The organism is Thiohalocapsa sp. (assembly GCF_019695415.1).
GTDB lineage: Bacteria > Pseudomonadota > Gammaproteobacteria > Chromatiales > Chromatiaceae > Thiohalocapsa.
The window spans coordinates 1-12549 of record NZ_JAIFKJ010000660.1 but is presented as its reverse complement, the minus strand read 5'-3'; the positions used below and the strand labels follow the sequence as shown (position 1 = coordinate 12549).

The window sequence follows — 12549 nt, the reverse complement described above, 5'->3', positions numbered from 1 at the left end:
AGGAGCCGGGAAACCGCGTTTTCCGGCTCCGTCTGATTTTTGGGCAGGACGCCCAATAAATCAGCATCTCCTTAGGGACTGCTGTACAGAACGTTCCGCTGCCGGCTACAACCGATGGGCACCGTCGGCACCGGATGCGAGCTCACGGCGCAGCACGCCGACGCCGAGGCCCTCGATAACCAGCGCCTGCATGCGCAGGTCCACATTGATGGGCGCGAAGTCCGGATTCTCCGGCAACAGTTGCACTCGGTAGCGCCAATTGGCCTGGCGGCGAAAGCGCTTGACCGTGACCTCGTCATCCAGCCGGGCGACGACGATCTGGCCGTTCTCGGCCTGTGGCGTGCGGTGTACAGCCAGCAGATCGCCGTCCAGGATGCCGGCATCGCGCATGCTGAAGCCGTGCACCCGCAGCAGATAATCCGCCCGCGGACGGAACAGGCTCGGGTCCAGCCGATGGTGCTCTTCGATGTGCTCGGCGGCGAGGATGGGGCTGCCGGCAGCCACCTGCCCCACCACCGGCAGCTGCGGCTCGTCGTCCGCCGGCACCAGCAGACGGATGCCGCGGGAGGCACCCTGCTGCATCTCGATGACGCCGTGCCGGGCCAGGGCCTTGAGGTGGTCTACGGCGGCGGTGACGGACCTGAAGCCGAACGCCTGCGCGATCTCCGCACGCGTCGGCGGATAGCCTGTCTCGCGCACATACTGGCGAATCAGGTCAAGGATCTGCTGCTGCCGGGGGGTGAGCTGGTTGGACATGCGTGCACTCCTTGCTGGACGTGAATACTGTTATTTTAGACAGTTCCTCCAATTCGGCAAGAAGCTCTCGCAGCTTGAGTTCCGTATACCGTCACCGTATTTGGCGTCACCGTATTTGGCTGCGACAAGCTTGCGCGCCGCCGCTATCCTTGCGCAATCATGAACCGTGCCAAACGCACCGAGATCTTCGAGCGCCTGCGAGCCGCAAATCCGGCACCCAAGACAGAGCTTGCCTACACGAGCACTTTCGAGCTGCTGGTGGCCGTGATCCTTTCGGCGCAGGCGACGGACAAGGGCGTGAACAAGGCGACTGCCAGGCTGTTTCCGGTGGCCAATACGCCCCAGGCGATCCTCGACCTCGGCGACGCCGGACTCAAGGCGCACATCAAGACCATCGGCCTTTTCAACAGCAAGGCCAAGAACATCATGGCCGCGTGCCGCATCCTGGTGGACGAGCACGGCGGCCAGGTGCCGCGGGAGCGCAAGGCGCTGGAGGCCCTACCCGGGGTGGGCCGCAAGACGGCCAATGTCGTGCTGAACACCGCCTTCGGCGAGCCCACCATGGCCGTGGACACGCACATCTTCCGGGTTGCCAATCGCACCGGCATTGCCACTGGAAAAACGCCGCTCGCGGTGGAGCTGCGACTGCTGCGGCTGGTGCCGAAGGCGTTTCTCAAGGACGCGCACCACTGGCTCATTCTGCACGGGCGTTATGTCTGCACCGCGCGCAAGCCGCGCTGTCCGCAGTGCCTGATTGCAGACCTCTGTGAATACAAGCACAAGACACCGGCGCCACCACAGGCAGACGCCGCGGCCAAAGATGGTGAGCGCGCAGACGCCGAAGCCATAAGCAGTGCCGGAGAGATGAAAAGCCGCCATTGAACACCACCTTCGCTGCCGAGCCCCACACGGAGAGCAGACGATGCTGGGACCCCAACGCGACCCTTACCGCCGTCGCTTCATCGAGGCCTGGCAAAAGGCCCAGTCCAGCGCCCCGCTGGACCCGCTGGAACAGCGCATTGCCGAGGTGGTTGGTCGGCACCCGGAGTACCACGCGATGCTCGCCGACACGGACAGCGCGATGGAGAAAGACTGGCTGCCGGAGGGCGGTGAGACCAACCCCTTCCTGCACATGGCGCTGCATTTGGCGCTGCTGGAGCAGCTCGGCGCAGACCATCCGCCGGGGATGCGTGCCCTCTACGACCGCGCCTTGCGCATACGCGGCGGCGACGTGCACGCCGTGGAGCACTGCATGATCGACTGCCTGGCGGAGTCAATGTGGCGCATGCAGCGCGAAGGGCGCGAAGACGACCCCCACAACTATCTCGCCTGCATCCGCCGCCAGCTTGGACTGCCCCCTACGAACGACTGACGCCGCAGCCGCTGCGACGGCCAGATACAGCGGCAAGATACGGTGACGGTATACAGAATTCCCAAGAGATGGGGCCGGACGCAGACCCGGAGACCTGCGCCCGCGGTGTGACGGGTATCATCGGGGCTTCTGCCCCAGGCTGGCCCGCTCAGTGCCCCCCGCCCTTCAGTGCGCCGACGATGCCCTCAATGGTGTCCTTGGCGTCGCCGAAGATCAGCGACGTGTTGTCCTGGTAGAAGAGCAGATTGTCCACGCCGGAGTACCCCGGGCGCATGGAGCGCTTGAGGAAGTAGACCTGGTTGGCCTTGCCCGCCTCCAGGATCGGCATGCCATAGATGGGGCTGGATGCGTCCTCCTTGGCGGCGGGGTTCACCACGTCGTTTGCGCCCACCACCAGGGCTACGTCGGCGCCCTGGAACTCCGGGTTGATCTCATCCATCTCCAGCACGTGGTCGTAGGGGATGTCGGCCTCGGCAAGCAGCACGTTCATGTGCCCTGGCATGCGGCCCGCCACCGGGTGGATAGCGAATTTGACCTCGACATCGCGCGCCTCCAGCAGCTCCATCATCTCCTTCAGCGCGTGCTGGGCCTGGGCAACCGCCATGCCGTAGCCGGGCACGATGATGACCTTATTGGCGTCCTCCATCCAATAGACGGCGTCTTCCACTGAGGCGGACTTGACGCCCTTCTCCGCCGCCACGGCACCGGCGCTGTCGCCGCCGCTCGAGTCCGTACCGAAACCGCCGAACACCACGTTGATGATGCTGCGGTTCATGGCCCGGCACATGATGTAGCTCAGGATGGCACCGGAGAAGCCAACCAGGGCACCCACGATGATGAGCAGATCGTTGTGCAGCGTGAAGCCGGTTGCCGCCGCCGCCCAGCCGGAGTAGCTGTTCAGCATGGAGATGATCACGGGCATGTCGGCGCCGCCGATGGGGATGATCAGCGTGCCGCCGAGCGCGAAGGCGAGCAGCGTCATCAGGATCAGCGCCCAGACATCGCCGGTGAGGGCGAACTCCACCGCCAGCAGCACCGTGACGGCGGCGATGGCAGCATTCAGCAGGTGCTGGCCTTTGAACTTGATAGGCGCCCCGGACATGATGCCCTGGAGCTTCGCGAAGGCGATGACCGAGCCTGTGAAGGTGATGGCGCCGATGACTACGCCCGCCGAGAGCTCCCCCATGAGCAGGGCGTTGAGGGTGCCCGCCTGGGCGCGGTTGATGAAGGTACCGATGGCGACCAGCACCGCCGCCATGCCCACGAAGCTGTGCAGCGCCGCCACCAGCTGCGGCATGGCGGTCATCTGGATGCGCAGCGCCACCACGATACCGATGACGGCGCCGATGCTGCCGGCCATGATAATGAGCAGGTAGTCCTGCACCTCGGTGCCGAGCAGGGTGGCCGCCAGTGCGATGGCCATGCCGAGCATACCGAACAGGTTGCCGCGACGCGCCGTTGCCGGGTGCGTCAGCCCTTTCAACGCGAAGATGAAGAGTACGGCAGAGATCAGATAGGCCGCGCCCTGTTGGTTCATGGTCAGTTCCATGCGTCCGGCCCCTTACTTCTTCTTCTTGAACATGGACAGCATCCGGTGCGTCACCAAGAAACCGCCGAAGACGTTGATGCTGGCCAGCAGCACCGCGATGAAGCCCATGCCGGAGGCGAGCCAGCCGGCCTCATCCAGTCCGGTGACCAGCAGCGCCCCTACCAGCACGATGCCGGAGATGGCATTGGTGAGCGCCACCAACGGTGTGTGCAGGGACGGCGTCACGCCCCAGACGACGTAGTAGCCGATGAAGCAGGCGAGGACGAAGACGTAGAGGGCGGTGAGGGATTCGGACATGGAAGCTCCGCGGCTGAATAATCAGGATCGAGTGGTCAGCGAAAAGCGGCGATGCCGAGGTTCTTAGCAAGACTTGGCGGCTTTATGACCGCCATGTATTGATTGTGCATGCGCTCAAGCCCCCACCAGCATGGCCTTGGTGATCTCATCTTCGCTCAGGTCCTTGAGCGCCGGGCCGCTATCGGTCTTGTCCACCATGATCTCCAGCAGGTTGGCGAGGTTCTTTGCATAAAAGCCGCTCGCGTCCGCCGGCACCATGGACGGATAGTTTGTGTGACCGACGAGGATCACGCCGTGGCGCACGACGATCTCGTCGGCTTCGGTGAGCTTGCAGTTGCCACCGTTGGCCGCGGCGAGGTCGACGATGACCGACCCATCTCGCATACGCTGCACGACCTCCTCGGTAATCAGCTCCGGTGCCGGTCGGCAGGGAATCAACGCCGTCGTAATGATCACGTGCGCCTTGGCCAGCTCATCGGCGAGGAGCTGCTGCTGCTTCGCCTTGGCCTCATCCGAGAGCTCCTTGGCATAGCCGCCCTCCCCGGCTCCGCTCTCGCCCAGGTCCAGCTCGATGGCCTTGGCACCCAGGGATTCGATCTGCTCCTTGGTCTCCGGGCGGACGTCGTAAGCATGGACATCTGCACCGAGCCGCCGCGCCGTGGCGATGGCCTGCAGTCCGGCGACACCGGCCCCCAGCACCACCAGCCGCGCCGGCTTCGCAGAGCCGGCAGAGGTCATCATCATCGGGAAGAAGCGCCCGTAGCGGGCGGCGGCCTCGATAACCGCTCGGTAGCCGGCGATGTTGCTCTGCGAAGACAGCGCGTCCATCGACTGGGCGCGAGAGATGCGCGGCATGCGCTCCATGCCGAGCACGGTCACACCATTCTCCACCATACGGCCGACAGTCGGGTCGTCGCCGCAACTCTCCAGCAGGCCGACGTACACGGCGCCTGAGCGCACATCTGCGGCTTCGTCATCGCTGGGCCTGCGGACCTTCAGCACGATGTCCGCCTGGAAACAGGCACTGCGGTCCACGAGCTGAACGCCGACGGCCTCGTAGGCCGCATCGGTGTAGTGTGCAGCGGCGCCCGCACCCGCCTCCAGCAGCACCTCGAAGCCCTGTTTGATGAGCTTCTGCGCGACCTCCGGCGTGGTGGCGACACGTGTCTCGCCGGGAAGGGACTCTTTCGGGATTCCGAGCTTCATGTGCTTGGTGTCCGGGCTGATGGTGCGGTGAGTTGGCTGTTATCGAGCGGGCCGGTTGCGGGAGCCAACAGCGGGCGGCGCATTATCGGACCTGAGCCGGGCGATCTCAAGGAAGCCCCAGCACCACCATTCGTGCTGGCTGCGCCCGATCAATCCACGGCCAGCTGTGCCGCTAGGTCCGCCAGCAAATCCGGATGCCACAGCATGCATGGATGGCAGAGCGCCGGGATGCGCCGGCTCTGCGCCAGCTGCCAGTCGGCGCTGTCCTGTGGCACGATCACCGCATCGAAGGGCGTCCAGTAAGCAAAGAGCTCCATGCGGTCGAGTCTATGCACCGTGGCACCGAGCTCGGCCAGGAAGTCGCTGCCCGGGCGCATCTGCTTCGCGCCCTTGCCCGGATAGCCATAGGCCCAGATGGTGCCCTGCATGGGCGAGGCGATGGCGGCGAACCGGTCCACCCGCGCGTGCCCGCCCAGCTCCTGAAGGTACCAGCGCGACACCAGCCCGCCCATGCTGAAGCCCACCAGCGCGAACGGGGTCTTCGCCCCGAAGGCGGCATCGATGCGGTGCTTCAGCTGCTCGGCGAGCGCCGGCAGCCCGTCACGGCCGTCATTCGGCGTGAGCGAGGGCGCCAGACAGGTATGGCCGCGCTCCTCGAGGTATGGCTGCAAGGTTTTGAACTTGCTGCCGGTGTCGAAGATGCCATGGACTAGAACGACACGCATACCTCACCTGTAGGCCGGCGCACCAGCACGGCCGTCGAGCGTCGCTGTCTGCCGCTCAGAAACACCATCGGGCGCCGGCTTAAAGCCCTTGATGGTCGCGGACAGGACACGCTCCTCGGCTCGACGCCGATGAACCGGCGTCTCCCTAGTCCACCTGCATCCTAGGGAAGCGCCGATTTATTGGCGCTTGCGGCCCGGCGGTCAAGCCGCCCGTCCATTCGGTGACTTCACGGCCCGCAGAATCTGTGCGGCGATCTCCTCGATCGACTGGTTCGTGGTGTTGAGCACAGGGATCGCGTGGCGCTTGAACATGGTCTGGGCCTCGCGGATGTCGCGGCGACAGCGCTCGGCGGACGCGTACTCGCTGCCGGGGCGGCGCTCTTCGCGGATGGCCTGCAGGCGCTGTGGGTCGATAGTCAGGCCGAAGACGCGGGATTTCGCCTCGACGACCTCGGCCGGCAGATCGCCGTGCTCGAAGTCCTCTTCGGTGACGGGGTGATTGGCGGCACGCAAACCGTAGTGCATCGCGAGATACAGGCAGGTAGGGGTCTTGCCGCTGCGAGAGACGCCCACCAGCACCACGTCGGCATGGCGGAAGTTGTCCGGGCGCATGCCGTCGTCGTTGGCCACGGCGAAGTTGATGGCGTCGATGCGCTTGGTGTAGCTGCTGGGCTTGGTGATGGCGTGGCTCTGCCCCGACTTGCGGCTCGGCGGCACGCCCAGCTCAACGCTCAGGGGCTCCACGAAGTGCTCGAAGAGCTCCAGGTAGAAGCAATCGCCCTGCTTCAGGATGTCGGCAATCTCCTCGTCCAGCATGGTGGCGAACACGATGGGCCGCACACCATCGCGGGCGTGGGCCTCGTCCATGCGCTGGCACAGGGCACGCGCCCGCGCCTCGGTGTTGATGTAGGGCATATAGACCTGCTCGAAGTCCACGGTGTCGAACTGCGACAGCAGGCTGTGGCCCATGGTCTCGGCGGTGATGCCGGTGCTCTCGGAGACGAAGTAGGCGGTGCGTTTCATGGGCTCTGATTCACATCAATGCGCATTCGGGCATTCCGGGAGGATATTAACGGATGGCGACAGACGTTTTCCGCTTCCCGAGCCGATTCTGGCTACGACGGCCAAAAATCGGCGTCTCCCAAGGAGACTGCGCGCCAGCTCCCCGCATCCGTTTCAGGGGACAGAAGCACCCCGCCACAGAGGCCCGAGCCATGCCCACCATCAACACCGACCAAGACCTCCGCAGCCTGCTGCACAAGCTACCGGCGGAACAACAGCGCATCATCGGTGCCCGTTTCGCGCAGAGCGTCCAGCACCTGAGTCGGGACGAGCGGGTCAACCGCGCCATCGACACGGCGCTGCGTGCCGACGCCGCGCCGGGGGAGCTGGAGGACGCCTATCGTGCCGCCAAGGCCTACGCCACCAAGACCTACACCGACTGCGGCAAGGACACCGACTGGCTCGCGCAGGCGGACCACTTCGTCGCTGCCGCCGTCGCTGCCGCGCTGACGCCGGAAAACCTGCTCGCGGACAAGACCAATCGCGCCTGGAAGGCGGCCATGCAAGCACGCATGGCCAATAACTGCGAGCTGGTGGAGAGCGATGCAGATACGCAAGGCGACGCAGTGCAGCGCCAGTACGCCATTGCCGATGAGTTCCTGGACGCCGCTGGCTGAGACGCCTCAGCCCTGCGCCGGCCCGGGCTCCTGCGCCGCCAGCATCTCGTCATAGACCGCCCAGGCCTCGGCCGCACGCTCCGCGTCGATGCGCTCGATCACATGACCCAGATGCACAACCACATAATCACCGACGGCGACCTCGTCGGGCCCCACCATCAGCAGCGTGGCGTCGCGCTGTGCACCCTTGGCCTCGCAACGCGCCACGAGCCCGTGGATGGCGGTGATCTGCATCGGGATACCCATGCACATGGTTCTGTCCTGTCTCACTGCGTCTGGGGCGGAGCCTAAGGTGCGTTGTACGCAGGCGGCAAGCCGGAAAACGGTGCCGCCTGCACCTGGTCAATGCACCCGCCGAATGCCTCAGGCTGCACCAGCCTTTCCGTGAAGCCAGTCTGTCTTGAACAAAGCCGTTGAGTGAGCACAAGCGCATGTCCGAGCAAGCCGATCGGGTATCTACCGATTCACCGTCTACGCTGATCCTCGGGCTCGGCAATGTGCTGCTGACCGATGAGGCCTTGGGTGCCGCAGTGCTGGAGGCCCTCGCGCCGCTGGCGGCAGCGGACCCGGACATTGCCCTCATGGATGGCGGCACGCTGAGCTTCACCCTGGCGGGCCCCATCGGCGAGGCAGCGCGTCTCGTTGTGGTGGACGCCGCACGTATGGGCCAGGCGCCGGGAACGGTGCGGGTGCTGGAGGGCGAGGCCATGGACGCGCAGCTTTCCAAGCACGCCAACAATGTCCACGAGGTGAGCCTAGCGGACCTGTTCGACATCGCCCGGCTCACCGACAGCCTTCCCGCACAGCGTGCATTGGTGGGCGTGGAGCCAGCGCAGGTGGACTGGGGCAGCGAACTGAGCCCGGCAGTGGCCGCGGCGGTGCCGAGGGCGGTGGCCGAGATCGACGCGCTGCTCACGCGGTGGCGCGCCGACGGGTGAAGCGGGCAGCACAGTTCCACCCATGCCGCCCTGTCCGCCCACGGGCGATTGCGCAAACGCAAGAGTCCGGGCAAGACGTGCCTTGGGTCAAACCGTCGTTCATTAGACACGGCTAAAATTATAAAGAATCGATACGGGAGCGTGAAATGGCGTCCATTGGGGACATTCCCGTGCAGGTCGAAGGCGCGCCGGCGGCACCTGCGGAGTACGGTAACGCCCTTCCGGTGCTGAGCGAGGTCCGGCATGCGCTGGCACAGCTCGTCGACGGCGGCGAGCCAACGCAGATCGACCTCGGCGCCATGCCCTTCGGCCCTGGCGACGAGGACCGCCTGATGGCCTTGCTCGGCAGCGGGGAGGTCACGGCCAGCGTCAATGCCCTCGGCCTCACCCGCATCCAAGAGACCGCCTATCGCGGTGTTTGGATCGTCGAATACCTGAACACCGACGACCAGCGCGTGGCGCTGCACCTGGAGATCGCCACGGTGCCCCAGTTGCTGCGCAGCCCCCCGGCAGACTTGAGCGATGCGCTGGCGGCGCTCGAGACTCAGCTCGCCGCGGCAGAGGCCAAGTGAGCGCGCAGCGACGCCCTTGCACCTAACGCTTTCGATATCCGGCGATGGAGTGCCGACACCTCAAGCAACAGGAGGAACGATGGCCACATCAAGCCCGCAACGCCCCGCTGGGCAGTCCGCGCCGACCATGGACCCGCCCTTGGGGCCGATACAGCGACCGACACTGGGCGAGAGCCTGCGCCGCAACGGTGTCTCCCGCCGCGGCTTTCTCAAATTCTGCGCCGCCACCGCGAGCATGATGGCGCTGCCGCCGAGCATGGCCCCGGCGATCGCTGCGGCGCTGGAGACGGCCCGGCGGCCTTCGGTAATCTGGCTGTCGTTCCAAGAATGCACTGGCTGCACGGAATCCCTGACCCGGAGCTTCTCGCCGACGGTGGAGAACCTGATCCTGGACACCATCAGCCTGGACTATCACCACACGCTTCAGGCGGCCGCCGGCGATGCCGCGGAGCATGCGCGCGAAGAGGCCATGCGCGCCAACGCTGGCGCGTATCTGGTGGTTGTCGACGGCTCCCTTCCCGGCCCGAAGGCCAACCCGGGCCACAGCACCATTGCCGGCATCAGCAACTACGACATGCTGATGGAAACCGTCGCCGACGCCGCGGCGGTGATTGCCGTGGGCAGCTGCGCGGCCTTCGGCGGCCTGCCCAAGGCCGACCCGAACCCCTCCGGCGCCGTCGCCGTGCAGGACCTAGTGAAGGACAAACCGGTCATCAATGTCTCCGGCTGCCCGCCGCTGCCGATGGTCATCACCGGAGTCCTCGCGCAGTACCTGACCTTCGGCAAGCTGCCCGAGCTCGATGAGTACAACCGGCCACGGGCCTTCTTCGGACAATCCATCCACGACCGCTGCTACCGGCGGCCGTTCTATGACAAAGGCCTGTTCGCCGAGACCTTCGACGACGAAGGCGCCAAAAAGGGCTGGTGCCTTTATCGCCTCGGCTGCAAGGGGCCCATGACCTATAACGCCTGCGCCACCATGAAGTGGAACGGCGGCAGCAGCTGGCCGGTGGAATCCGGCGCGCCCTGCCTGGGCTGCTCTGAGCCGGATTTCTGGGATGCCGGCGGCTTCTACGACGCCCTGTCGGTGCCACCCGGCAACTCCGGCGAGATGTTGCTCACGGCCGGTGCGGCGGGTGTCGCCGTCGGCGCCGGCGTCGGCCTCCTCGCCCGGAGCAAGGCCAAGAGCGCGGAGAAGCAACACCAGACCGTCACCGCCGAACAGCTGGAGCAGAAGCTATGACTGCGATGGACTTCCTGATGCTCACTAAGGGCCCGCTGTTCCAGGCTGCGTTGGCCGTGTTCGCGCTGGGGATGCTGGTGCGGCTGGTGGAGATCTTCGTGCTCGGCCGCGCGCACAACTACGCAGCACCCCGCGGCAGCGCCGTGCTCGGCGGCCTGCGCACCACGTACAAGCGGTTCGAGCCGGACCCAGGTACTTTCAAGGCCGCGCCCTTCGACGTTGTCGTCGGCATGATCTGGCACATCGGTTTCATCGTTGCGCTGCTGCTCTTTATTCCGCATGTGGAGCTGATTAAGTCCACCTTCGGCATCGCCTGGCCGGCACTGCCGAATCCCGTGGTGGACGCTGTGACGGCCATCACCCTGCTCGGCCTACTGGCGGCGCTGGTTCATCGCCTGGCGCATCCGGTGAAGCGCTTTCTATCGACTCCGGAGGACTATCTCATCTGGGGTGTGACCTTCCTGGTGATGCTCACCGGGTGGCTCGCCTACCACCGAATCATCAATCCCTATCCGCTGGCGCTGGGCATCCACATCCTGGCGGCGGAGATCTTTCTGGTGGTCCTGCCCTTCACCAAGCTCACACACATCTTCACGGCCTTCGTCGCGCGCTATTACAACGGCGCCATTTTCGGCCGCAAGGGGGTCCAGTCATGACCGAAGCCGTGCTCACACCAGGGGCCGATATCCCCGAAAGCGGTACCGACCAATCCGCCGGCGGCTTTTCGCTCGCGCGCGGCCTGAACGCGCTGCGCGAGGAGATGGACGCCCCGGTCGCGTCCTTCTTCTCCAGCTGTGTGCATTGCGGACTCTGTGCCACCGCCTGCCCGTTCTACGTCGAGACCGGGGACCCGAAGTACACCCCCATCCACAAGCTGGAGCCCATGCGCATCCTCTGGGAGCAGGAATTCACCTTCTGGGGCAAGCTCAAGGGCACGCTCCGGGAGAAGCTCCCGCTGGAGAAGATCGGTCTCGACAAGCTCCTTGCGGGCAAGCAGGTCACCGACGACATGCTCGCGGAGTGGGAGCCGCTGCTCTATGACTCCTGCACCATGTGCGGGCGCTGCTCCATGGTCTGCCCGGTGGGCAATGACATCCAGTACATGATCCGCAAGGCCCGCGAGGGCCAGGTGGCGAGCGGCCATGCGCCTGAGGGGCTCATCGCCGCCTCAGTGCGCGCCGTGAATACCGGGAGCCCCATGGGGCTCAAATGGAAGACGCTGGACGTGCAGATCAAGCACGTGGAGCAAGCCACCGGCCTAGAAGTCCCGATCGACAAGCAGGGCGCCGACTACCTGGTGCTGCTCTCCTCCATGGAGATCATCAACTTCCCGGAGTACCTGGAAGCCATCACCAAGATCTTCCACCACGCCGGCGTCACCTGGACCCTGAGCCAGCAGTGCTTCGAGGCCACCAACGCCGGCATCCAGATCGGCTCCAAGGACATCGCCGCCACCTTGGTGCAACGAGTGGTAGACGCCGCGGAGCAGCTCGGCGTCAAGAAAGTCATCAGCCCCGAGTGCGGCCATGCCTACACGGCCATCCGCTGGGAAGGCCCCAACGCCATCAAGCGTGCCTATCCGTTCGAGGTGTTCCACATCATCGAGGTGCTGGATCAGCTGCGCGCCGAAGGCCGCATCAAGACCGAGGGCAAGGAAGACGATCGGCTGTCCATGCACGACCCCTGCAACCTCGCCCGCAAGAGCGGCGTGATCCAGCAGCAGCGCAACCTGATGGACCTGGTGGCAGAGGAGTTCGTGGACCTCAAGGAGCACGGCAAGATGCAGTGGTGCTGTGGTGCCGGGGGCGGCGTGTCATCCAACGAGCGTGCCGAAGAGCTGAAGCTCGCCGCGTTCAAAAAGAAGAAGGCGCAGATCGAAGAGGTCGAGCCGGACCGTATGGTGACCATGTGTGCCACCTGCCGCACCCAGCTGGAGGAAGGGCTCGAGGAGTACACCATGGACATCCCGGTGGTGGGGCTGACGGAGCTCATCGCAGATCATCTTGTGGAGCGTAAGGAGTAACGAGTAGCGAGTGGCGAGGGGCCGGAGACCGCGGCGCAAGCACCTGTTGGAGGGCTCACTGCGGATTTGCTGAACCCTCGCACCTCGAAACCCGAACCTTGCCCCTAGAAACTCGACCCTCGAAACTCGGTACTCAACAATGAACGAACGTGTCGTCGTCGACCCCATCACCCGCATCGAGGGCCACCT

15 protein-coding genes are annotated in these 12549 nt (G+C 65.2%); 8 read left to right on the top strand and 7 right to left on the bottom strand.

What is annotated here, in order from left to right:
- Positions 1 to 105 precede the first annotated feature (105 nt).
- Positions 106 to 756: a transcriptional repressor LexA gene (gene lexA / locus I6U14_RS18055; RefSeq protein WP_296901247.1), complete on the bottom strand. Its 651-nt coding sequence runs from the start codon at positions 754 to 756 to the stop codon at positions 106 to 108.
- Positions 757 to 915: 159 nt separating this feature from the next.
- Between lexA and nth the strand changes: the two genes are divergently transcribed.
- Positions 916 to 1638 (top strand): endonuclease III, encoded by a 723-nt coding sequence (gene nth, locus I6U14_RS18050; protein WP_296901245.1) that lies wholly within the window; start codon positions 916 to 918, stop codon positions 1636 to 1638.
- A 40-nt stretch (positions 1639 to 1678) separates the two neighbouring features.
- Positions 1679 to 2128 (top strand): DUF1841 family protein, encoded by a 450-nt coding sequence (locus I6U14_RS18045; protein WP_296901244.1) that lies wholly within the window; start codon positions 1679 to 1681, stop codon positions 2126 to 2128.
- Positions 2129 to 2276: 148 nt separating this feature from the next.
- On the opposite strand, the gene I6U14_RS18040 is transcribed toward I6U14_RS18045, so the two are convergent.
- The 5 genes from I6U14_RS18040 to I6U14_RS18020 all read right to left on the bottom strand — a co-directional run bounded on the left by I6U14_RS18040 (position 2277) and on the right by I6U14_RS18020 (position 6928).
- Positions 2277 to 3677 (bottom strand): NAD(P)(+) transhydrogenase (Re/Si-specific) subunit beta, encoded by a 1401-nt coding sequence (locus I6U14_RS18040; protein WP_296901243.1) that lies wholly within the window; start codon positions 3675 to 3677, stop codon positions 2277 to 2279.
- Positions 3678 to 3689: 12 nt separating this feature from the next.
- The gene (locus I6U14_RS18035; RefSeq protein WP_296901242.1) at positions 3690 to 3974 is read right to left on the bottom strand and encodes a proton-translocating transhydrogenase family protein; all 285 of its coding nucleotides are present in this window, start codon (positions 3972 to 3974) and stop codon (positions 3690 to 3692) included.
- 114 nt (positions 3975 to 4088) lie between these two features.
- Positions 4089 to 5180 carry a Re/Si-specific NAD(P)(+) transhydrogenase subunit alpha gene (locus tag I6U14_RS18030; protein ID WP_296901240.1) on the bottom strand — a complete coding sequence of 364 codons (1092 nt, stop codon included), beginning with the start codon at positions 5178 to 5180 and terminating at the stop codon, positions 4089 to 4091.
- A gap of 149 nt (positions 5181 to 5329) precedes the next feature.
- The gene (locus tag I6U14_RS18025) at positions 5330 to 5905 is read right to left on the bottom strand and encodes an alpha/beta fold hydrolase (protein WP_296901238.1); all 576 of its coding nucleotides are present in this window, start codon (positions 5903 to 5905) and stop codon (positions 5330 to 5332) included.
- Between the two features lie 201 nt (positions 5906 to 6106).
- Positions 6107 to 6928, bottom strand: coding sequence for a pyruvate, water dikinase regulatory protein (locus I6U14_RS18020; RefSeq protein ID WP_296901236.1), 822 nt, complete (start codon positions 6926 to 6928; stop codon positions 6107 to 6109).
- Between the two features lie 191 nt (positions 6929 to 7119).
- Between I6U14_RS18020 and I6U14_RS18015 the strand changes: the two genes are divergently transcribed.
- Positions 7120 to 7584, top strand: coding sequence for a hypothetical protein (locus I6U14_RS18015; RefSeq protein WP_296901235.1), 465 nt, complete (start codon positions 7120 to 7122; stop codon positions 7582 to 7584).
- 6 nt (positions 7585 to 7590) lie between these two features.
- Here I6U14_RS18015 and I6U14_RS18010 read toward each other — a convergent pair whose 3' ends face one another.
- Positions 7591 to 7836 (bottom strand): HypC/HybG/HupF family hydrogenase formation chaperone, encoded by a 246-nt coding sequence (locus I6U14_RS18010; protein WP_296901233.1) that lies wholly within the window; start codon positions 7834 to 7836, stop codon positions 7591 to 7593.
- Positions 7837 to 8015: 179 nt separating this feature from the next.
- Between I6U14_RS18010 and I6U14_RS18005 the strand changes: the two genes are divergently transcribed.
- The 5 genes from I6U14_RS18005 (at position 8016) to I6U14_RS17985 (ending at position 12360) form a co-directional block, all read left to right on the top strand.
- Positions 8016 to 8522: a hydrogenase maturation protease gene (locus I6U14_RS18005; protein WP_296901231.1), complete on the top strand. Its 507-nt coding sequence runs from the start codon at positions 8016 to 8018 to the stop codon at positions 8520 to 8522.
- Between the two features lie 146 nt (positions 8523 to 8668).
- Positions 8669 to 9094 carry a hydrogenase expression/formation C-terminal domain-containing protein gene (locus I6U14_RS18000; protein ID WP_296901229.1) on the top strand — a complete coding sequence of 142 codons (426 nt, stop codon included), beginning with the start codon at positions 8669 to 8671 and terminating at the stop codon, positions 9092 to 9094.
- 127 nt (positions 9095 to 9221) lie between these two features.
- Positions 9222 to 10337, top strand: a complete 1116-nt coding sequence (locus tag I6U14_RS17995; protein WP_296901251.1) for a hydrogenase small subunit — start codon at positions 9222 to 9224, stop codon at positions 10335 to 10337.
- Positions 10334 to 10993 carry a hypothetical protein gene (locus I6U14_RS17990; protein ID WP_296901227.1) on the top strand — a complete coding sequence of 220 codons (660 nt, stop codon included), beginning with the start codon at positions 10334 to 10336 and terminating at the stop codon, positions 10991 to 10993. Before I6U14_RS17995 ends, I6U14_RS17990 begins: the two co-directional genes overlap by 4 nt.
- Before the next feature lie 104 nt (positions 10994 to 11097).
- Positions 11098 to 12360 (top strand): (Fe-S)-binding protein, encoded by a 1263-nt coding sequence (locus I6U14_RS17985; RefSeq protein ID WP_296901249.1) that lies wholly within the window; start codon positions 11098 to 11100, stop codon positions 12358 to 12360.
- The last annotated feature ends 189 nt before the right edge of the window (positions 12361 to 12549 follow it).